Origin of the sequence: Streptomyces fractus (assembly GCF_049844455.1) — a bacterium.
GTDB lineage: Bacteria > Actinomycetota > Actinomycetes > Streptomycetales > Streptomycetaceae > Streptomyces > Streptomyces fractus.
In genome coordinates this window covers 6980136-7001445 of record NZ_JBMYHI010000002.1, presented here as the reverse complement: position 1 = coordinate 7001445, position 21310 = coordinate 6980136, and the positions used below count along the sequence as shown (strand labels likewise).

Annotated in this window: 17 protein-coding genes and 1 pseudogene; 8 read left to right on the top strand and 10 right to left on the bottom strand. The window is 70.5% G+C overall.

The genetic code is table 11. The features are described 5' to 3' along the window. Positions 1-24 precede the first annotated feature (24 nt). The 5 genes and pseudogenes from ACP4E5_RS33675 to ACP4E5_RS33655 all read right to left on the bottom strand — a co-directional run bounded on the left by ACP4E5_RS33675 (position 25) and on the right by ACP4E5_RS33655 (position 5342). Positions 25-951: a carbohydrate ABC transporter permease gene (locus ACP4E5_RS33675; RefSeq protein WP_425835358.1), complete on the bottom strand. Its 927-nt coding sequence runs from the start codon at positions 949-951 to the stop codon at positions 25-27. Further along, positions 948-1864: pseudogene (locus ACP4E5_RS33670) on the bottom strand (carbohydrate ABC transporter permease). Before ACP4E5_RS33670 ends, ACP4E5_RS33675 begins: the two are co-directional and overlap by 4 nt. A gap of 120 nt (positions 1865-1984) precedes the next feature. After that, the gene (araD, locus tag ACP4E5_RS33665; RefSeq protein WP_425835356.1) at positions 1985-3751 is read right to left on the bottom strand and encodes an L-arabinonate dehydratase; all 1767 of its coding nucleotides are present in this window, start codon (positions 3749-3751) and stop codon (positions 1985-1987) included. After that, a complete protein-coding gene (locus ACP4E5_RS33660; protein ID WP_425835354.1) occupies positions 3748-4674 on the bottom strand; it encodes a dihydrodipicolinate synthase family protein in 927 nt (308 codons plus the stop codon). The genes araD and ACP4E5_RS33660 overlap by 4 nt, the downstream gene beginning before the upstream one ends. Next, a complete protein-coding gene (locus tag ACP4E5_RS33655; protein WP_425835352.1) occupies positions 4671-5342 on the bottom strand; it encodes a GntR family transcriptional regulator in 672 nt (223 codons plus the stop codon). The genes ACP4E5_RS33660 and ACP4E5_RS33655 overlap by 4 nt, the downstream gene beginning before the upstream one ends. Before the next feature lie 152 nt (positions 5343-5494). Between ACP4E5_RS33655 and ACP4E5_RS33650 the strand changes: the two genes are divergently transcribed. Next, positions 5495-7069 (top strand): FG-GAP and VCBS repeat-containing protein, encoded by a 1575-nt coding sequence (locus tag ACP4E5_RS33650; RefSeq protein WP_425835350.1) that lies wholly within the window; start codon positions 5495-5497, stop codon positions 7067-7069. Between the two features lie 121 nt (positions 7070-7190). Here ACP4E5_RS33650 and ACP4E5_RS33645 read toward each other — a convergent pair whose 3' ends face one another. Both ACP4E5_RS33645 and ACP4E5_RS33640 read right to left on the bottom strand, forming a co-directional pair. After that, on the bottom strand, positions 7191-8354 hold the full coding sequence (locus ACP4E5_RS33645) for a hypothetical protein (RefSeq protein WP_425835348.1): 1164 nt from the start codon (positions 8352-8354) through the stop codon (positions 7191-7193). Next, entirely contained in the window at positions 8351-9295 is a 945-nt protein-coding gene (locus tag ACP4E5_RS33640; RefSeq protein ID WP_425835346.1) for a 5-dehydro-4-deoxyglucarate dehydratase, read from the bottom strand. The genes ACP4E5_RS33645 and ACP4E5_RS33640 overlap by 4 nt, the downstream gene beginning before the upstream one ends. 195 nt (positions 9296-9490) lie before the next feature. Between ACP4E5_RS33640 and ACP4E5_RS33635 the strand changes: the two genes are divergently transcribed. From ACP4E5_RS33635 to ACP4E5_RS33610, 6 genes are all read left to right on the top strand, one after another. Further along, a complete protein-coding gene (locus tag ACP4E5_RS33635) occupies positions 9491-10321 on the top strand; it encodes an NAD-dependent epimerase/dehydratase family protein (protein ID WP_425835344.1) in 831 nt (276 codons plus the stop codon). A gap of 269 nt (positions 10322-10590) precedes the next feature. Next, complete coding sequence (locus tag ACP4E5_RS33630) at positions 10591-11352, top strand: DeoR/GlpR family DNA-binding transcription regulator (RefSeq protein ID WP_425835342.1); 762 nt, start codon at positions 10591-10593, stop codon at positions 11350-11352. A gap of 25 nt (positions 11353-11377) precedes the next feature. After that, positions 11378-12751 (top strand): ABC transporter substrate-binding protein, encoded by a 1374-nt coding sequence (locus ACP4E5_RS33625; RefSeq protein WP_425835340.1) that lies wholly within the window; start codon positions 11378-11380, stop codon positions 12749-12751. Beyond that, positions 12748-13683, top strand: a complete 936-nt coding sequence (locus tag ACP4E5_RS33620; protein WP_425835338.1) for a carbohydrate ABC transporter permease — start codon at positions 12748-12750, stop codon at positions 13681-13683. The genes ACP4E5_RS33625 and ACP4E5_RS33620 overlap by 4 nt, the downstream gene beginning before the upstream one ends. Further along, positions 13683-14516, top strand: a complete 834-nt coding sequence (locus ACP4E5_RS33615) for a carbohydrate ABC transporter permease (RefSeq protein WP_425835336.1) — start codon at positions 13683-13685, stop codon at positions 14514-14516. Before ACP4E5_RS33620 ends, ACP4E5_RS33615 begins: the two co-directional genes overlap by 1 nt. A gap of 67 nt (positions 14517-14583) precedes the next feature. After that, the gene (locus tag ACP4E5_RS33610) at positions 14584-15573 is read left to right on the top strand and encodes a zinc-dependent alcohol dehydrogenase family protein (RefSeq protein ID WP_425835334.1); all 990 of its coding nucleotides are present in this window, start codon (positions 14584-14586) and stop codon (positions 15571-15573) included. A 94-nt stretch (positions 15574-15667) separates the two neighbouring features. Here ACP4E5_RS33610 and ACP4E5_RS33605 read toward each other — a convergent pair whose 3' ends face one another. Both ACP4E5_RS33605 and ACP4E5_RS33600 read right to left on the bottom strand, forming a co-directional pair. Further along, positions 15668-16618, bottom strand: a complete 951-nt coding sequence (locus tag ACP4E5_RS33605; RefSeq protein ID WP_425835332.1) for a PRC and DUF2382 domain-containing protein — start codon at positions 16616-16618, stop codon at positions 15668-15670. A 238-nt stretch (positions 16619-16856) separates the two neighbouring features. Next, on the bottom strand, positions 16857-18113 hold the full coding sequence (locus ACP4E5_RS33600; protein WP_425841852.1) for a TerD family protein: 1257 nt from the start codon (positions 18111-18113) through the stop codon (positions 16857-16859). 145 nt (positions 18114-18258) lie between these two features. Between ACP4E5_RS33600 and ACP4E5_RS33595 the strand changes: the two genes are divergently transcribed. Further along, positions 18259-19752 (top strand): amino acid permease, encoded by a 1494-nt coding sequence (locus ACP4E5_RS33595; protein ID WP_425841849.1) that lies wholly within the window; start codon positions 18259-18261, stop codon positions 19750-19752. A gap of 4 nt (positions 19753-19756) precedes the next feature. Here the strand turns inward: ACP4E5_RS33595 and ACP4E5_RS33590 are convergent, their stop codons facing one another. Further along, positions 19757-21196, bottom strand: coding sequence for an alkaline phosphatase PhoX (locus ACP4E5_RS33590; protein WP_425835330.1), 1440 nt, complete (start codon positions 21194-21196; stop codon positions 19757-19759). Positions 21197-21310: the final 114 nt, after the last annotated feature.

Below are 21310 nucleotides of genomic sequence, written 5' to 3'. Positions count from 1 at the left end.
TCGACTTGATCTTCATAGTGCTTGTCATCCCTTCACCGCCCCCGCGCTGAACCCCGTGACGAGCCATTTCTGAATGAAGGCGAAGACGATCACGACGGGCAGCGCGGCCACGACACCGCCGGCGGCGAGCGCGCCCAGGTCGACGGAGTCGGCGCCCATGAGGGTCGCGAGGCCGACCGGGATCGTCTGCTTGTCCTGGTTGGAGAGGAACATGAGGGCGAACAGGAAGTGGTTCCAGCTGTGCACGAAGGCGAAGGAGCCGACCGCGATCAGCCCCGGCCGCAGCAGGGGCAGCACGACGGCGCAGAAGGCGCGGAAGCGTCCGCAGCCGTCGACCCAGGCGGCCTCTTCGAGCGAGTACGGCACGTTCTTGATGAAGCCGCTGATGAGAATCATCGTGAGCGGCAGCTGGAAGACGGTCTCGGCGATGATGACGCTGCCCAGCGAGTTGATCAGCCGCAGGTTGGCGAAGATCTGGAACAGCGGGACCAGCATCAGGGCGCCCGGAATGAACTGCGAGCACAGCAGCGCGAGCATGAAGCCCTGCTTGACGCGGAAGTTGAAGCGCGCGAGGGCGTAGCCGCCGGCGAGCGCCACGACCGTCGTCATCAGCATCGAGGCGAGGCCGACGAGCAGGCTGTTCTGGAAGAAGATCGCGAAGGACCGCTCGTTCCACACCTTGTCGAAGTGCTCGAAGGTGAGCGGCCACGGCACGAGGGACGTGGATCCGGTGGGCCGGAACGCGAAGAGCAGCATCCAGTAGAAGGGGATGAGCGTGAAGAGGAGGTAGACGCCGAGCGGTACGTAGATCTGCCAGCGCGGAACGTCCTCCCAGGAGGGTCCTGTGCGGCCCTTCTTGGCGGGGCGGAGTGCGGCGCGGTGCCGGCTGCCGCCCTCCGTGGCGGCGGGCGCGGTCGTGGTGGCGGTCAACTGGGCTTCCTTGACGGTCACTTGTCCTCGCCCCCGAACTTGCTCAGCCGGAGGTAGATCATCGAGCAGAACAGGAGGATCACGAAGGCGATGGACGTCAGCGCGGACGCGTAGCCGAAGTCGTGGCTGTCGACGGCGATGGAGGCGATGCGCAGCGGCAGGGTGGTCGTCTCACCCGCGGGTCCGCCGCCGGTGAGGGTGTAGAGCAGGTCGACGTTGTTGAACTCCCACACCGCGCGCAGCAGCGTGGACAGGATGATCGCGTCCTTCAGGTGCGGCAGCGTGATGTGGAAGAACTGCCGGAAGCGGCTCGCCCCGTCGACCTCGGCGGCCTCGTACAGGTCCTTCGAGACGGACTGCAGGTCGGCGAGGATGAGGATCGCGAAGAAGGGGACGCCGCGCCAGAGTTCGGCGGTGACGACGGCCGGGAAGACGGTCGCGGTGTCCGACAGCCAGGACGTGCCGTAGCTGCCGACGCCGATGGCTGCGAGTTGTAGAGCAGCATCCAGACCGCGGAGGTCAGCACGCCGGAGACGGCCCAGGGCGAGAAGACGAGGGCGCGGGCCATGCCGCGGCCGACGAACGTCTGGTTGACGACGAGCGCGAGCCCGAGGCCGAGCAGCAGTTGCAGCACGACCTGGACGCCGACCCATTGGAGGCTGAATCCCAGCGTCCGCCAGAAGTCCGGGTCGTTGGTGAACGCGGTGACGAAGTTGTCGAGTCCCGCGAACCCGTTGCGCCAGGGCTTGGTCGGGTTGAAGTGCTGCAGGCTGTAGTAGAAGACGCTGATGACGGGATACGCGATGAAGCCCAGCATCAGCAGCCCGGCGGGTGCGATCAGCAGATACGGGAGCCTGCGCGGGGTGGCTGACTTACGGCGCCGGGGCGGCGACGCGCCCCCCGGGGCTTTGGCCACGGCTGCGGCTTGGGCCATGACGGGAACTCCGTTCTCGGTGGCTCAGGTCGGTACTTTTTGCGGGTCCGTTACAGGTCGGCAGAAAGCGCTTGCACGACCCACACGTCGAAACGCTTCACAGACGGTGTTCGAGGTGGCTCAGCTCGCGTACGGGTCCGGTACCGTGCCGGGCCGCGCCAGGAAGGCGAAGTCGCAGCCGGTGTCGGCCTGGGTGATCTGCTCGTCGTAGAGCGCGCCGTAGCCGCGCTGGTGGCGCTCGGCGGGCGGGGTCCACTCGGCCCTGCGCCGCGCCAACTCCTCGTCGCTCACGTCGAGTTGGAGGGATCGTGCGGCGACGTCGAGAGTGATGGTGTCCCCGCTGCGGACCAGCGCGAGCGGTCCACCGACGTGCGACTCGGGGGCGATATGCAGGACGCACGCCCCGTAACTCGTGCCGCTCATCCTGGCGTCGGAGAGCCGCACCATGTCGCGCACGCCCTGCTTCAGCAGGTGGTCGGGGATGGGCAGCATCCCGTACTCGGGCATGCCGGGCCCGCCCTTGGGGCCCGAGCCGCGCAACACCAGGACACTGTCGGCGGTGATGCCCAACTCCGGGTCGTTGATGGTGCGTTGCATGGTCTTGTAGTCGTCGAAGACCACTGCCGTGCCGGTGTGCTTGAGCAGCCGCGGTTCGGCGGCGATGTGCTTGATGACGGCGCCGTCGGGGCAGAGGTTGCCGCGCAGGACGGCGACACCGCCCTCGGCCGCGACCGGGTTCGTACGGGTGCGGATCACGTCGTCGTCGTGGACCTCGGCGCTCTCGATCTGCTGGCCCAACCGTCCGTTGACCGTGGGCCGTTCGAGGTGCAGCAGATCGGGGATCCGGGAGAGGAACGCGGGCAGGCCGCCGGCGAAGTGGAAGTCCTCCATCAGGTACGTCTGCCCACCCGGCCGCACGTTCGCGAGCACGGGAACGGTGCGGGCGACGCGGTCGAAGTCGTCGAGCGTGAGCGACACCCCCGCCCGCCCGGCCATGGCGATGAGGTGGATGACGGCGTTGGTGGAGCCGCCGAGTCCGAGCACCGTGGTGACGGCGTCCTCGAAGGCCTCGGGGGTGAGGATCGCGGAGGGCCTCAGCGCGGTCCAGGCGAGTTCGACGGCGCGGCGCCCGGAGGCGGCGGCCATCCGTTCGTGCGCGGAGTCGACGGCCGGGATCGAGGAGGCGCCCGGCAGTGTCATGCCGAGGGCCTCGGCCGCCGCGGTCATGGTGGACGCCGTCCCCATGGTCATGCAGTGGCCGGGCGACCTCGCCAACCCGCCCTGGAGTTCCCGGAGTTCACAGTCGGTGAGGTTGCCCGCGCGGTGCTCGTCCCAGTACTTCCACATGTCGGTGCCGGAGCCGAGGGTCTCACCGCGCCAGTGGCCCGGCAGCATCGGCCCGGCCGGCACGAAGATCGACGGCACGTCGGCGGAGGTCGCGCCCATGAGCAGGGCCGGGGTCGACTTGTCGCAGCCGCCGAGCAGCACCGCCGCGTCGACCGGGTAGGAGCGGAGAAGTTCCTCGGTCTCCATGGCGAGCAGGTTGCGGTACAGCATCGGGGTCGGCTTCTGGTACGTCTCCGAGAGCGTGGAGACGGGGAATTCGAGCGGGAAGCCGCCCGCCTGCCACACGCCCCGCTTCACGGCCTCGGCGCGCTCGCGCAGGTGCACGTGGCAGGGGTTGATGTCGGACCAGGTGTTGAGGACGGCGACGACGGGGCGGCCCTCGTACTCCTCGGCCTCGTAGCCGAGTTGGCGCATCCGGGCGTTGTGCGACCAGGTGCGCAGCTGCCCCTCGGTGCCGTACCACTGGTGGGAGCGGAGCTCTTCGGGGCTCAGCCTGCGGCCGGCGGCCGGTCTCCGCTCGGGACCCGTGTCCGTGCTCATATGGACCACCTCGCTGCGATCTCGGCGACCTCGGCGCGTGCCGGTTCCGGCAGTTCCTTGCTCGGCGGGCGGACGTCGCGGCGGCACAGGCCGAGGGAGGCGAGTGCCTCCTTGACGACGGTGACGTTGTTGGCGGAGGCGTCGGCGCCGCGCAGCTCCTCGAAGCGGCGGATCTGCTCCCACACCTTCATGGCGGCCGCGTAGTCGCCCGATCGAAGCGCTTCGATCATGGACAGCGAGACGTCCGGCGCGACGTTCACGAGCCCCGAGGTGAACCCCGTGGCACCCGCGGAGAAGTAGGAGGGCGCGTACGGCTCGGCGAGCCCGGCCACCCAGACGAACCGGTCGAGGCCCGCGTCCCGGGCGAAGCCGGCGAAGCGCGCGGCGTCCGGCACCGCGTACTTCACGCCGATCACGTTCGGGCAGTCCTCGCCGAGTTCGGCGAGCCGGGCGCCGGGGAGCGCCGCGTTCCTGAGGTACGGGACGACGCCGAGTTCGGGCACGGCCCGCGCGATCGCCCGGTGGTAGTCGACCCAGCCGACGTCGGAGACGTACGGGTGCACGGGCTGGTGGACCATCACCATGTGGGCGCCGTGCTCGCGGGCGTGCCGGGCGGCCCCGATCGCGGTCGGCACGTCGTGGCCGACGCCGACCAGGACGACGCCCCGCTCCCCCACCTCGTCGAGGGTCAACTCCGTGACGAGGCGGCGCTCTTCGGGGCCGAGGGCGTAGAACTCGCCGGTGTTCCCGTTCGGCGTGAGGGTGCGCACCCCGCTGTCGAGGAGGCGCCGGAGCAGGGCCCGGTACTGGCCCGCGTCGACGGAGCCGTCCTCGGCGAACGGGGTCACCGGGATCGCGACCACGTCGGCGAGCGCGGCGCGCTGGGTCTCGAACGTGGCTGACGTGACGGACGTGGCGCTCATGAGTGGTGCTCACCCTTTTCTTCCCGGTCTTCCCGCACTTCGGGGAAGGCCCGCTCGACGAACGACGCGATGTGGTCGCGCAGCGCGCGCGAGGCGCCCTGGGCGTCGCCGGCGAGGGCGAGCTCCAGGATCTCCCGGTGCTCGGTCGCCTCCCGGTCCCACGAGGGGTCGGCGGCCCACGCCACCGCGGACACCAGGGCGGCCTGGTCGCGGACCTCGTCGAGCATCTTGCCGAGCAGCGGGTTGCCGCACGGGAGGTAGAGGGCGCGGTGGAACTCCCGGTTGGCCAGGGAGCGCTGGGCCGTGTCGCTCGCGGTGGCGGCGCGGTGGAGCGCGTCGCGGGCGGCGTCGAGGGAGGCGTGGCGGCACACGGTGCGGCGCAGCGCCTCCGGTTCGAGCAGCAGCCGCACGTCGTAGACCTCGCGGGCCATGTCGGCGTCCACCATGCGCACCGTGACGCCCTTGTACTGGCTCATCACGACGAGCCCGGTCCCGGCGAGGGTCTTGAGCGCCTCGCGCACCGGCGTCTTGGAGACCCCGAACTGAGCGGCGACATCGGTCTCCACCAGGGCCTGACCGGGTCGCAGCCGCCCCGTCAGGATGCGGTGCTTGATCTCCTCCAGGACGTACTGGGTGCGGGAGGGGATCGGCGTGGGCACAGAGGTCATGCGAGCCTCTCGTATGGCGTATCGCGTCTCATATATGACGTACGGAGTACGACGCGTTGAAGCTAGAAGCGCGGTCTCGTTTCGTCAACGCTTCCTGCAAAAGAACTTCACCGAACTTCCATTGATCTTGGCGGAGTTGCTGAAATGGGGCCATGCCCCGATCCGCACACGGTCGCCGTACCGCCGCGTCCGCTCTGGCCTGCGCCGCCGCCCTGCTGCTCGCGTCCTGCTCGGGGAACGGCGAGGAGGAGGCCGAGGCGCGCCACAACCGCCCGGGGTCCTGCGCGCTCGCACCCGAGGCGAGCCCGACCCCGGCAGTCGCGGACGGCGACGCACGCAAGCGGTCGGTGTCCGGGGCGGCGGACGACTTCGACGGCGACGGGCACGCCGATCTGCTCCTGAACGGCTGGTTCAAGAAGCGTGGCTCTCCGTGGGCGCCGAACCGCGCGCTCGTCCTCGGCTCGGCGAACGGCGTCGCGTCCGGCGGCCGGGTCTCGCTCACCGACCGCTTCCCCGACATCGACGGCAAGCAGATCGGCAATCCCGGCACCCAGGGCGGCGCCGTTCGCCCGCTCACCGGAGACTTCGACGGGGACCGGCGGACCGACATCCTCTACGTCATCGAGCGCGACAAGCGGAACGGCGAACTGGACCACTACGAGGAGCAGTTCATCTGGGGCGGCAAGGGCGGGGTCGACGGCTCCAGGAAGCGGCTGACCGTGCGCAGGGAGCCGTACTTCGCCAAGGGCGACTTCGACGGCGACGGGGCGATCGACCTGGTGGCGGGCCCGTACCACGCCACCCGGGACAAGAAGAACAAGGTGCGCTGCGTGGCCCTGGAGTTCGGCCCGTTCGACCGGGACGGCAGGCCGAAGGAGCGCCGTTACGTCGACATCACCCAGCACGGCCGTGTCTATACGGAATCCTTCACCCCGGGTGACTTCGACGGCGACGGCCGCGACGAGTTCGTCACGACGGGCTACCGCGCGGGCGGGGCGACCGAGGAGGGCTGGCCGAAGGTGTACGCCGACGCCTCGTACTACCGGGTCGGCGCCGACCGCGCGACCGTGCGCGCGGGCGGCCTCAGGGCGCTCGGGCACGGCGCCCCCGTCCCGTACAACCCGGAGGGCGACGAGGCCCAGAACGAACCGAGCCTCGCCCCGCACGACTCCCTGGCGACCATGGCCACCGCCGACTTCGGCGGCAACGGCCGCGTCGACCTGATCCACGAGCGCGAGCTCTTCTACCAGGGCGGGGACGAGGACAAGGACGAGGTCGTGTACGGCGGCCCGGCGGGCCCCGGTACCGGCCGCGCCTCGACCCCGCTCCCGGAGGACCGCGACAACTCCGCGACGGGCGACGTGAACGGCGACGGCCGCGACGACCTGGTCACCTCCGCGTACCGGTCGCGCGTGTACCAGGTCGGCCTCGTGTCGGTGTATCTCGGCGGCCCGCACGGCCTCGCGGCGAAGCCCGCGCACACCCTCGACCGGGAGGCCGTCGGCATGCCGGGTACGGCCGAGCACGACTACGAGCGCGACTACTTCGGCACGGACCTGGCCCTCGCCGACCTGAACGGCGACGGCAGCTCCGAACTGGCCGTGGCGACCCAGGACTTCGGCGTCGCCCCCTACGAGGGCGTGTACTGGCTCGTGCCGGGCAGCCGGGGCGGCCCGGTCGCCGGGAAGGCGGTGCGCATGGACGCGTGGAGCATCGGGCGCGGCTGAGCGGGAGGGGCGCCCGGCCGCGTTGCGCCGGGCTGCCGCGCCACCACCCCTCAAGCTGCGGTGCCACTCCCCCTCAAGCTGCCGCGTCATCGCCCCCTCAAGCTGCCCGCGCCACTCCCCCTCACAGTGCCGCCAGCGCCCCCTTCACCGCCTCCAGGTCCGCGTCCGACGCGAGGCCCGCGTGGTACAGGCGCAGCTCGGTCGCGCCCAGGTCGCGCGCGGCCCCGGCGTCCGCCGCGAGGGTGGCGGGGCTGCCGCCCATGCCGCGTACGACGGTGAGGTTCGCGGCGATGGTGGCATCCCTCCCCTGGTCCGCGAAGGGGCGCACCAGGCCCGCGCCGCCCGTGCAGGGCACGACGACGCCGTCGGCGACGGAGAGGATGTGCTCCGGGTCGACGCCGGCGTTGGCGCCGCAGTGGTAGGAGACCGGGTCGGCGTGCAGCAGCACCCGGAACCCGGCGGGGGCCGCGGCCCGCACCGCCGCGACGGCCTCCTCCTGGAGGGTGCGGGCCGTGGTGTCGCGGTACGCGCGCGTGGCGGCAGCCGTCTCGGCGCCGAGCAGCTTCTCGACCGTCGCCCAGCCGTCGTCCGCTCCACCTCCCCGCCACAGGGGTTCCAGGGCGGACCGGACGAAGATCGCCAACTCGTCGGCGTCCAGGCCGAATCGGCCGTATCCCTCGCGGCACGAGGGGCAGAAGCACAGCGACATCAGGTACTGCCCGGCCTCGCCGAGCCCGACGCCGCCGATCTTGTCGTGGGCGTGCAGATGCGCGAGGCCGTACCAGCCGAGCGATTCGAGTTCGGTGCCGCGTGCGCCCGGGCGGGTCGCCGCCTCCGCCGCGAGGTCGACGAGGTACGCGCGCGTGGCGGGCTGCGCGATGCACGGCGCCCAGGGGTAGCGGTCCCCGTAGGCGTTGACGACGGAGGTGTGCGGATGTTCGGCGCCCATGCGGGAGTTGTGGGCGAGCACGACCCACGTGTGGACGTCGAGCCCGGCGCCCGCGAGGGCCTCGGCGGCCTCTCCGTGTGCGTCACCGGGGGCCCAGTCGCCGGCCTCGTACGGGATCAACTCCCGCCCCTGCCAGCGCTGTCGGTCGATCGGATAGAGCACGGCGGCGTGCTCGGCCGTCACGATGCGGTGGCGCGGGTGGCGGGGTGTGAGGGCCCGCGTGGAGTGGTAGGCGGCGGCGAGGGTGACCTGCTGGACGCCGAGGTCGGCGATGCGTCGGGCGGCGTCCGGGTCGCCGTTGACGTCCCAGGGGTAGACGAAGGCGGATGTCCTCATGCGTCGGATCCTTCCAGCAACTGCGCGCCTCGCTCGATGAGTTCGGCGAGCTGCTTGACGTGTTCCTCGCTCGGCTCGTGCAGCGGCGGCCGCACCCCGCCGACGTCGAGCCCGCCGAGCCGCACCCCCGCCTTCACGAGGGAGACCGCGTACCCCCGCCCCTGGTTGCGGAGCTCGACGAGCGGCCGGTAGAAGCCGTCGATGAGCCGGTTCACGGTGGTGTCGTCGCCCGCGCCGAGCGCCTTGTGGAAGGCCTGCGCGAGCTCGGGCGCGAAGGCGAAGACGGCGGAGGAGTAGAGCGTGACGCCGATGCCGCGGTAGGCGAGGCCGGTGAGTTCGGCGGTGGGGAGGCCGTTGAAGTAGAGGAAGTCGGTCACCCCCTCCGCCCGTACGGCGCTCACGGTGCGCTGCATCAGGTCCAGGTCGCCGAGCCCGTCCTTGAGCCCGATCACCTTGGGGTGCCGGGAGAGCGCGACGACGGTCTCCGGCGTGAAGACCGCGTTGTCGCGCTGGTAGACGATGACGTCGAGGGAGGTCGAGTCGGCCAGCTCGGTGTAGTGGCGCAGCAGCCCCTCCTGCCCGGCGACGACGAGGTAGGGCGGCATCGCCAACAGGCCGTCCGCGCCCGCCCGTTCGGCCGCACGCGCGTAGCGGACCGCGAGCGCGGTGCCGTATCCGGCGCCCGCGACGACGGGCACCCGGCCCTCCGCCGCCTCGACCGCGGCCGCGACACAGGCCTCGTACTCCTCGGGCGTGAGCGCGTGGAACTCCCCGGTGCCGCAGCAGGCGAACACGGCGGCGGCGCCGGCCTCGACGCCGCGCCGGACGTGGGTGCGGTACGTGTCGAGGTCCACGGCACCGTCGGGTCCGTAGGCGGTGACGGGGAAGAACAGCGGCCCGCTGGGAATGCTGAGGCGAGCGGCGAGAGGGACTGCGGTCACGGACTCTCCCTGGACAAGTACACGTTCATGATTGGCGTTTACATTTCTGAACAGCCACCGTAAGTGGGCCCTATGCGGCGGTCAAGCGCACGAACTTGCCTTCAGTACGCCGCCCTTGACGGGTGTCACACCACTCCTTAGCGTTCGTAGCATCCACGAATGTGAATACGGCTCACGGACACGGAGATCACGCGCATGCCCCGCACACTCCTCCTCACCGGCGCGGCCGGCGGACTCGGCACCCTGATGCGGGAGCTGCTGCCCCAGTACGGCTACGAGCTGCGGCTGCTCGACGTGCGCCCGGTCGAGGGCGCGCCTGACGCGATCGTCGCCGACCTCAATGACACGGCGGCGCTGCGCGAGGCGGTGCGCGGCGTGGACGGCGTGCTGCACCTCGCCGGGATCAGCCTGGAGTCGACCTTCGAGAAGATCCTCGAGTCGAACATCAAGGGCACGTACCACCTCTACGAGGCCGTACGGGAGGAGGCCGCGTCCCGCGCGGACGGCACGGCGCCCCGCGTCGTCTTCGCCTCCTCCAACCACGCGATCGGCTACACGCCGCGCCCGCGCGTGGAGGACGGCGAGCCGCTGGTCCCGGTCGGGACCCTGCGCCGCCCCGACACGTACTACGGCCTGTCGAAGTCGTTCGGCGAGGACCTCGCCCAGTTCTCCTGGGACGAGCACGGCATCGAGACCGTATCCGTGCGCATCGGCTCCTGCTTCAAGGAGCCCACGGACGTCCGCATGATGTCGGTGTGGATGAGCCCCGCGGACGGCGCCCGGCTCTTCCACGCGGCCCTGACCGCCGAGAAGGTCGGCCACACCGTCGTCTACGGCTCGTCCGCCAACACCCGCCTGTGGTGGGACCTCTCCAGCGCCCGCGCCCTCGGCTACGAGCCGCAGGACGACTCGGAGGCGTACGCGGAGAAGCTGCTGGCCGAGCACGGCCCGCTCAGCGACGACAACCCGGCGCACCGGTACATGGGCGGCCGCTTCATCAACGACCCGCCGATCTGGCCGTACTGATCACAGCGCCGAGGCGGCGGGCGGGCACCGAACGGGCCCGCCCGCCGCCTTGTTCGGGCATCCGCCCCGCCCGAACCCACATGATCCCCCGCTCCCCCGCAGGTCCGCGCCGGACCGCGCGCCCCGCGAAACGGGCAGGAACGGGCGGCATCGGGCCCGCTACAGGCCTGTTCACCTCGACGTACCCCCGGTACAACTTCCGGTGCGGGCCCTTCCGGGCCCGAACGGGCAGTGCCGGGCAGTGACGGACACGAGGGAGGTCGACGGGCATGAGCGCGGAGGAACGACAGCGGGAGATCGTGCGGGCGGCGCGGCACTCCGGCTCCGTCGACGTCACGGAACTCGCGGCCGCGCTCGGCGTCGCGAAGGAGACCGTGCGCCGCGACCTGCGGGCCCTGGAGGACCACGGCCTGGTGCGGCGCACGCACGGCGGGGCGTACCCAGTGGAGAGCGCCGGGTTCGAGACGACGCTGGCGTTCCGCACCACGATGCACGTGCCGGAGAAGCGGCGGATCGCGACGGCCGCCGCGGACCTGCTCGGCGACGCCGAGACGGTCTTCGTCGACGAGGGCTTCACTCCGCAGCTGATCGCCGAAGCGCTGCCGCGCGACCGGCCGTTGACCGTCGTCACCGCCTCCCTCGCCACCGCGGGCGCGCTCGCCGGGAACGACAACACGACCGTGCTGCTGCTCGGCGGCCGGGTCCGCGCGGGCACGCTCGCGACCGTGGACCACTGGACGTCGAAGATGCTCGCCGGATTCGTCGTCGACCTCGCCTACATCGGCGCCAACGGCATCTCCCGCGATCACGGTCTGACCACCCCCGACCCGGCCGTCAGCGAGGTGAAGTCGCAGGCCATCCGGGCGGCGCGGCGCACCGTCTTCGCCGGCGTGCACACCAAGTTCGGCGCGGTCAGCTTCTGCCGCTTCGCGCCGGTGGGCGCCCTGGAGGCGATCGTCACCAGCACCCAGCTGCCCGCGTCCGAGGCCCACCGCTACTCGCTGATGGGGCCGCAGGTCATCCGCGTCTGACAACCCCACGGCTCCAGGAGCATCGATGCGAACCCAGAGCCGCCGCAGGCCACCGGGCCCCCTGCTCGCGATGGCCGCCGCGGGGACGCTGCTCACCCCCCTCCTGTCCGGCTGCTGGGCCGGCGCCGGCGGGCTCGGCACGGGCGGTGACTCCCTCAACGTCCTGATGGTCAACAACCCGCAGATGGTCGAGCTGCAGAAACTCACCGCCCGCCATTTCACCAAGGAGACCGGCATCAAGGTGAACTTCACCGTCCTGCCGGAGAACGACGTCCGCGACAAGATCAGCCAGGACTTCGCCAACCAAGCGGGCCAGTACGACGTCGCGACGCTCTCCAACTACGAGATCCCGATCTACGCCCGCAACGGCTGGCTGCGCTCGCTCGGCCCGTACGTCAGCAAGGACAAGGGCTTCGACCAGAAGGACATCCTCGCCCCCATGCGCGAGTCGCTCACCGGCGACGACGGCAAGCTCTACGGCGAGCCGTTCTACGGAGAGTCGTCCTTCCTGATGTACCGCAAGGACGTCTTCGCGAAGAAGGGCCTGAAGATGCCCGCGCACCCGACCTGGCAGCAGGTCGCGGACCTGTCGGCGAAGGTCGACGGCGCCGAGAAGGGCATGAAGGGCATCTGCCTGCGCGGGCTGCCCGGCTGGGGCGAGTCCATGGCCCCGCTGACGACGGTCGTGAACACCTTCGGCGGCACCTGGTTCGACAAGGACTGGAAGGCCCGCCTCGACGACAAGGGCTTCAGGGACGCCACCAAGTTCTACGTCGACCTCGTCCGCAAGCACGGCGAGTCAGGCGCCGCCCAGTCCGGCTTCGCCGAGTGCCTCAACAACCTCACCCAGGGCAAGACCGCCATGTGGTACGACGCGACCTCCGCGGCCGGCTCCCTCGAAGCGGCCAAGTCCCCGGTCAAGGGCAAGATCGGCTACGTGGCGGCGCCCACGGAGCGGACGGAGTCCAGCGGCTGGCTCTACACCTGGGCGTGGGGCCTGCAGAAGGCGTCCGCCAACCCGGACAAGGCCTGGAAGTTCATCTCCTGGGCGTCCGGCAAGGAGTACGAGAAGCTCGTCGGCGAGAAGTTCGGCTGGGCCAACGTGCCCGCGGGCAAGCGCGCCTCCACGTACGACATCCCGCAGTACCGCGCGGAGGCGGCCCCGTTCCAGGCACAGACGCAGGCCGCCATCGAGGGCGCTCGGGTGCGTGACCCGGGCGTGCAGCCGCGGCCCGCGCCCGGCATCCAGTTCGTCGGCATCCCCGAGTTCACCGACCTCGGCACCAAGGTCTCGCAGGAGATCAGCGCGGCCGTCGCCGGACGCCAGTCGGTCGATTCGGCGCTGGCCAAGTCCCAGAAGCTCGCCGCCGAGATCGCGAAGGAGTACGAGGGCCGATGACCACGACCACCGCTCCGGCGCCCCGCACCGCTCCCGCGCCGGTCGCCCCGAACACCCCGAGCAGGCTGCGCGCCTGGGCGACCCGCGCGCCGCTGCTCCCCGCCCTGGTCTTCATGATCGTGGTCACCCAACTCCCCTTCGTGGCCACGCTCGTGATCTCGTTCTTCGACTGGAACGCGCTGTACCCGGACGCCCGCCAGTTCACCTGGTTCGGCAACTACTCCGAGGTCCTCACCGACCCGGACCTGCGCAAGTCCGTGCTCACCACGATCGTCCTGACGGTGTCGGTGGTCGTGGCGAGCCTGGTCATCGGGCTGTGCCTCGCGCTGCTGCTCGACCGCCGCTTCAAGGGCCGCGGCCTGGTCCGTACGCTGCTGATCGCGCCGTTCCTGATCGTCCCGGTCGCCGCGGCGCTGCTGTGGAAGCACGTCCTCTACAACCCCGAATACGGGCTGCTCAACGGCCTGTTGCACTACGTGGGAGGGCCGCAGCCCGACTGGATATCCAACACCCCGCTGCTCGCGGTGGAGATCTCCCTCATCTGGCAGTGGACGCCGTTCATGATGCTGATCCTGCTCGCGGGCCTTCAGTCGCGCTCCGCCGAGCAGATCGAGGCCGCGCGCGTGGACGGCGCGGGACCGTGGCAGATCTTCCAGCACCTCACGCTGCCGCATCTGCGCAGGTACCTGGAGCTGGGCGCGCTGCTCGGCTCGATCTACATCGTGCAGAACTTCGACGCCGTCTTCACCATCACGTCCGGCGGCCTCGGCACGGCGAACCTGCCGTACACCGTCTACGAGTCCTTCTACCAGGCCCACGAGAACGGTCTCGCCTCGGCGGCCGGCGTCCTGGTCGTCATCGGCTCGATCGTCATCGCGACGTTCGCGCTGCGCGTCGTGTCGTCGCTGTTCCGCGAGGAGGTGTCACGCTGATGACGTTCTCAACGTTCCTGCGCGGCAAGGGACTTGGCCTGCTCGCGTGGCTGGCCGGCATCGTCTTCTTCCTGCCGATCGCCTGGATGGCGCTGACGTCCTTCCACTCGGAGTCGGACGCGGCCACCAACCCTCCCTCCTTCGCCGCGTCGCTCACCCTCGACGGCTACCGCGACTTCTTCGGCGCGGACGGCGGCGCGAGCCCCTGGCCCGCGCTCATCAACTCGACGGTGGCGTCGGTCGTCGCGACGGTGTGCGTGCTGCTCCTCGCGCTGCCGGCGGCGTACGCGCTGTCGATCCGCCGGGTCCGCAAGTGGACCGACGTCCTGTTCTTCTTCCTCTCCACGAAGATGCTGCCGGTGGTGGCGGGCCTGCTCCCGATCTACCTCTTCGCGAAGAACACCGGCTTCCTCGACAACATCTGGCTCCTGGTCATCCTCTACACGTCGATGAACCTGCCGATCGCGGTGTGGATGATGCAGTCGTTCCTGGCGGAGGTGCCGGTGGCGGTGATCGAGGCGGCGCAGATCGACGGGGCGCGGCTGCCGACGGTCCTGACCCGGGTCGTCGCCCCGATCGCCCTGCCCGGTATCGCGGCGACGGCCCTGATCTGTTTCATCTTCTCCTGGAACGAACTCCTCTTCGCGCGGGTGCTGACCGGCGTCGTCGCCCAGACCGCACCCGTCTTCCTGACCGGCTTCATCACCAGCCAGGGCCTGTTCCTGGCGAAGGTGTGCGCCGCGTCCCTCGTGATCTCCCTGCCGGTGCTCGCCGCGGGGTTCGCCGCCCAGGACAAGCTCGTCCAGGGCCTGTCCCTCGGAGCGGTGAAGTGATCGGGGGACTGAACGGGGGACCGAACGGGGGATCTTTCAACATCCGTACGTGTCTTGGAGGTTGCACATGAAGGCCGCGATCGTCGAATCGGTGGGCAAGGTCGTCGTCGGCGAGGTGCCGGACCCGACACCGGGCCCCCGCGACGTGATCGTCGAGGTCGCGGCCTGCGGGCTCTGCGGCACCGATCTGCACATCCTGCAAGGCGAGTTCGCCCCTACGCTGCCCGTGGTGCCGGGACACGAGTTCGCGGGCACGATCGCCGAAGTGGGGCGCGACGTCACGGAGTTGCGGGTCGGCGACCGGGTTGCGGTGGACCCCTCCCTGCACTGCCACGAATGCCGCTACTGCCGGGCCGGGCGGGGCAACCTGTGCGAGCGGTGGGCGGCGATCGGGGTGTCGACAGCGGGCGGGGCCGCGCAGTACGCCGTCGCGCCGGTCGCCAACTGCGTCCCGCTCCCCGACCACGTACAGACCCAGGACGCGGCCCTCATCGAACCGCTGTCCTGCGCGGTGCGCGGCTACGACGTCCTCCAGTCACGGCTCGGCTCGCACGTGCTGATCTACGGCTCCGGCACGATGGGCCTGATGATGCTGGAGCTGGCCAAGCGGACGGGTGCGGCGAGCGTCGACGTGGTGGACCTCAACGCGGACCGGCTGGCGACGGCCCAGCGCCTCGGCGTCTCGTCCTCCGCGGCCAACCCGGACGAGCTGGACCGGCCCACGGGCTGGGACGTCGTCATCGACGCGACCGGGAACGGGGCGGCGATCCAGGACGGCCTCGGCCGCGTCGCCAAGGCGGGCACGTTCCTCCAGTTCGGCGTCGCGGACTACGCGACGCGCGTGACGATCGACCCGTACCGCATCTACAACCAGGAGATCACCATCACCGGCTCGATGGCGGTCCTGCACAGCTACGAACGCGCGGCGGAGCTCTTCGCGGGCGGCGTCCTGGACCCGTCCGTCTTCATCAGCGACCGCCTTCCGCTCGACAACTACCCGCAGGCGCTCGACCAGTTCGCGTCGGGCGTCGGCCGGAAGATCGTCGTGGTGCCCTGAGGCAGCCCTGAGACAGCCTTGAGACACAGGAGTGCGGGCCCGCCCTCTCGGCCGGGCCCGCACTCTGCCTGCTGCGGTCGGTGTCGTACCGCGGTCAGTGCCGCGGACCGCCACGGCCCGTCCGGCCCTCGCCGGGCATGCCGTCGTCCTTCGGGCTGTCGAACTCGATCTTCTCCTTGCGGACGGTGTCGGAGACCTCCTTCGTCTCCGTGACCTTCTCTGTCTCCAGCCGGACACGCTCGACCGGAACGGTCTCCTTGCGGACGACCGGACGCTCCGCGTGCAGCGTCACCTCGGTCTCCGCCTCACTGATCGTGGCCTTCCTGCTGCCGTCGCCCTCGCGGATCGGTTCGCGCACGACGCGGACCTCTTCATGGGACACGGGCACCGACGTGGTGACGTTCTCCGTCTCCACCGTCTTGCGCAGGTGCGCGTGGCCGACCTCCTGCTCCTCGACGCCCACCCGCAGGCGCTCCTCGGAGCGGATCATCTCGTCGGCCTTGCCGTCGCCATCGGCGCCGGCCCCGGCGCGCATGGCCGGCTCGCGTGCGGCGGCACCCGCGTGCCGACCGGCGTCCGACCGCGCACCGGCTCCGGCACCCATGGCGCCGACCGCGCCCGCGGCACCCGCCGTACCCGCAGTGCCCGCCGTACCTGCCGTGCCCATCCGGCCCGTGTCGGTCTGGCCCGGCCTCTGGGGCTGCGTGCCGGCGGCGCCCGCCGAGGGGCGTGTCATGCCGTAGTGCGTGTAGAGCTCGTTCTTCTCGGACTCGTCGAGGTGCTGGTCGGCGTCGACCCGGGGGGCGTCCTTGACCGCTTCCTTCGTGTACCGCACGTTGAGCCGGTCGCTGTCGTGCGTGGCACCCCTCAGCGGCACGAAGGTCTCCTTCATGCCGAAGAGGCCCGTCTTGACCGTGACCCAGTCGGCGTTGCCGGTCCGGTCATCGAGGTAGACCCGCTCGACGCTGCCGATCTTTTCCCCGGTGCGGTCATAGGCGGTGAGCCCCACCAGGGCATCCGGGTTGCTGATCTCGCCCTGCGTCATGCGTGATCACTCCCTTCGGGACATGGAGGCGGCTGGTGACCGCCACGTGGGCCATGTGCCTCAGATCCATCGCGCGTCGGACCCGGGGAGTTCGCAACAAGGAGCTTCACTGGGCGTAGCCGTAACGCCTGGTGGGAGGGCCTTTGCGGCCCCATGGAGGGCCGCCGGGCCGGACCGGGCCGGATACGCCGAGTGCCGCCATACGGGTGAACGGTTGGCGTTCACAACAGTCCCGCCGCTACAGCGCCTTCGCCGCGGGCTTCACCATCCCGCGCACCGTCCGCGACTTCACGAACTCGCCGATCGCCGTCATCTCCCACTCGCCGGAGAACTGCCTGATGAGCTTCGCCATCATCACGCCCGTCTGCGCCTCGGCGTTCGTGAGGTCGAAGCGGACCAGCTCCTCGTCCGTCGCCGCGTCGACGAGGCGGCAGTACGCCTTGGCGACCTCGGTGAACTTCTGGCCGGTGAACGAGTTCACCGTGAAGACCAGGCCCGTGATCTCCTGGGGGATGCGGCCCAGGTCCACGACGATCACCTCGTCGTCACCGCCGCCCTCGCCCGTGAGGTTGTCACCGGAGTGCTTGATCGCGCCGCCCGCGATCGAGAGCTTGCCGAAGTAGCAGCTGTCGACGTGGTTGCGCTGCGGCCCGTACGCGACGACGGAGGCGTCCAGGTCGATGTCCTTGCCCCGGTAGGCGGGCTCCCAGCCGAGGCCCATCTTGACCTGGGAGAGCAGCGGCTTGCCGCCCTTGACCAGGGACACCGTCTGGTTCTTCTGGAGGGAGACGCGGCCCTTGTCGAGGTTGATCTTCCCGGCGCCGGGGGCCGGGGCCGGCGCGGCGGCGGCAGGCGCGGCGGCCGGCGGGGGCGGGGCCATCCGCGGGTCGACCGGCGGCGTCGTCGGCGCGGGCATCGCGGCCGGCGGGGCGGGCGGAGCCTGCGGGGCGGCCGCAGGGGCCGGGGCAGGAGTCGGGGTCGGGGCCGCGGCAGGGGCCGCCGGCTCCTCCACCGACACGCCGAAGTCCGTGGCGATACCCGCAAGGCCGTTCGCATACCCCTGGCCCACCGCGCGTGCCTTCCACGCGCCGTTCCTCAGGTACACCTCGATGACCACCAGCGCCGTCTCCGCGCCGAGCTGCGGCGGCGTGAACGTGGCGAGAACCGAGCCGTCGTCCGCGCCGCGGATCGTGGCCGTCGGCTCGATGCCCTGGAACGACTGGCCCTCGGCGTCGGGGCTCGCGGTGACGACGATCTTCTCGATGCCCGGCGGGACGGCGGCCGTGTCCACCGTGATGGAGTCCGGTGAGGTGCCGCCGCCCGACGTGTACGTCACGCCGGGCCCGGAGGGCTGGTTGTAGAAGATGAAGTCGTCGTCCGAGCGCACCTTGCCGTCGGCGGTGAGCAGCAGGCCCGATACGTCGAGCCGCACGGGCGCCGTGACGTCAACCGCCACGCGCTGCACGGTGAGCGGGATGTTCGAGCCGGGAGTCATTGCGGTCATGCCTGGGGTAACGATCGACCCCGCTTTACCGTTCCCTTACCCGGGACTTTCGCCGTGGACTTTTCTCGCCCCAGCACGCCTGCGGCGCGTAGCTGCGACCTCGGGCGCTTAATTTGCGAGAGTGCCCGTCGTGAACATGCACAAAGGCCACCAAACCGGACCGGCGGGTGAAGACCCCCACCTGGACGACCCGATCACCGCCGAGGGGGTCACCGACGCCGGCGACCTCGGATACAGCAAGAGCCTCCAGCCCCGTCACATCAGCATGATCGCGATCGGTGGAGCGATCGGCACGGGCCTCTTCCTCGGTGCGGGCGGCAACCTCGCCAAGGCGGGGCCCGCCCTCGCGTTCGCCTACGCGATCTGCGGCGTGTTCGCCTTCTTCGTGGTGCGCGCGCTGGGCGAACTGGTCGTGCACCGGCCGTCCTCCGGCTCCTTCGTGAGCTACGCGCGCGAGTTCCTCGGCGAGCGGGGCGCCTTCGTGGCCGGCTGGATGTACGTACTGAACTGGTCCTCGGCCGGCATGGCCGACATCACCGCCGTCGCCCTGTACGTGCACTACTGGTCGATGTTCACGACCATCCCGCAGTGGGTCCTCGCCGCGGTCGCCCTCGCGATCGTGCTGACCATCAACCTCATCTCCGTGAAGAGCTTCGGTGAGATGGAGTTCTGGTTCGCCATCGTGAAGGTCGCGGCTCTGGTCCTTTTCCTGCTGATCGGGATCTTCTTCCTCGTGACGGGGAAGCCGGTGGACGGGACCCACGACCCCGGCGTCTCACTGATCAGCGACAACGGCGGACTCTTCCCGCTGGGCGTGCTGCCCGTCGTCCTCATCACGCAGACCGTGGTCTTCGCGTACGCGGCGGTCGAGATGGTCGGCGTGACGGCCGGCGAGACCGCGGAGCCGGAGAAGGTCGTGCCGAAGGCCGTGAACTCGATCATGTGGCGTGTCGGCATCTTCTACGTCGGCTCGGTCGTGATGCTGACGCTGCTGCTGCCCTGGACGGCGTACTCGGCGGGCGAGAGCCCGTTCGTGACGGTCCTGTCGAAGATCGGGGTGCCCTCGGCCGGCGGCATCATGAACCTCGTCGTGCTGACCGCGGCCATGTCCTCGCTCAACTCCGGGCTCTACACCACGGGACGCATCCTGCGCTCCATGTCGATGGCGGGCTCCGCCCCCTCGTTCACGGCCCGGATGAGCGGCAGCCACGTCCCGTACGGCGGGATCATGCTGACGGCGACGGTGGCGCTGTTCGGGGTCGCGCTCAACGCGTGGCTGCCGGACGACGCGTTCGCCATCGTCACGAACGTCTCCTCGCTCGGCGTCATCTCCACCTGGTGCATGATCATGCTCTGTCACCTGGTGTTCGTGCGGCGCGCGAAGGAGGGCGTCGTGCACCGGCCCGCGTTCCGCCTGTGGGCCTCGCCGTGGATCGAGCTGACGACGATCGCGTTCCTGCTCGCCGTGATCGTGATGATGTGGTTCGACAAGGACGGCGCGGGCCGCAAGACGGTGCTGATGCTCGTCCCGATCGCGGTGTGTCTGACGATCGGCTGGTACGCGGTGCGGGGGCGGGTCCACCGGATCGCCTCGGAGCGCGAGGCGCCGCCGGTGGACCCCCTGGGCTGAACCCTCAGCGCTGGCGCTTCCAGGGGCCCTTGATCGCCAGCATGATGCCGGGCGTCTGGATGTTCGCGTAGAGGGTCGAGCCGTCGGGCGAGAAGGTCACGCCCGTGAACTCGCTGTACTCCGGCTCGTCGGCGGTGCCGATGTTGAGCTCGTTGCGCGCGATCGGGTACGTACGGCCGCGCTCGGTCGCCCCGAACAGGTGCTGGATGCCCTCGCCGTCCTCGGCGATGACCAGACCGCCGTACGGGGAGACGGTGATGTTGTCCGGGCCGTCGAAGGCGCCGTCCTTCGACGGGTCGGGGTTCACGCCGAGCAGCACCTTCAGGGTGAGGGTGCGGCGCTTGGGGTCGTAGAACCAGACCTGCCCGTCGTGCGCGACGGGGCTCTCCTCGCGGGCGAACGACGCGACGACGTAGGCGCCGCCGTCACCCCACCACATGCCCTCCAGCTTGCGGGCGCGGGTGATCTCGCCGTCCTTGAACTGCTTGCGCGTGGAGACGGACTTGGCGTCGCGGTCGGGTACGTCGACCCAGTCGACGCCGTACGTCGTGCCGAGCTTCGTGGCGCGCGACAGGTCGTCGACGAAGCGGCCGCCCGAGTCGAAGCACTTGAATGCCTGGAGCACACCGGCGTCGTCGGCGAGGGTGCGGAGCTTGCCGCGGCCGTGCTCGAAGCCCTTCGGCGGAACCCAGCGGTACAGCAGGCCGTTGGGGCCCGAGGCGTCCTCGGTGAGGTAGGCGTGGCCGCGCTTGGGGTCGATGACGACGGCCTCGTGGGCGTAGCGGCCGAACGCCTTGATCGGCTTCGGGGACTTGTTGGCGCGCCGGTCGGCCGGGTCGACCTCGAAGACGTAGCCGTGGTCCTTCGTGAAGCCCTTCGACCCGGCCTTGTCCTCGGTCTCCTCACAGGTCAGCCAGGTGTTCCACGGGGTGTGGCCGCCCGCGCAGTTGGTGGCGGTGCCGGCGATGCCGACCCACTCGGCGACCTCGCCGCCGCGGCGCACCTCGACGACCGTGCAGCCGCCGGCCGCCATCGGGTCGTAGACGAGGCCGTCGGTCAGCGGCACCGGGTGCGGCCAGTCGGCGCGGGCGCCCGCCAGCTCGTGGTTGTTGACGAGCAGCGTGGCGCCGCGCGGGCCCGCGAAGGTGGCGGTGCCGTCGTGGTTGGAGGGCGTGAACTCGCCGGACTCCAGCTTGGTCTTCCCGGAGTACGTGATGACCTTGTACGAGAAGCCCTCGGGCAGCGAGAGGAGGCCGTCGGGGTCGTCGATCAGCGGGCCGTAGCCGACGCCCTTGTCCTTGCCCTTGAGGACATCGACGGAGGCGTCGTCGGTGGCGGCGAGGGCGTTCGGCGCGGTGGCCAGGGAGCCGACGGACCCGGCGAGTGCGATGCCGGCGCCGGTGACCGCGGATCGTCTGGTGAAGTCCCTGCGAGTGAGCGACATGCTGGCTGTCTCCCGTAATGATCGATGAGAGTGAACGGGCCCTGTTTTCGGGCATACGTTCTCGCTCGCGTATAAACGGCGGTTGAACACCGTCCGACGCCGAGGGGCCCGCTT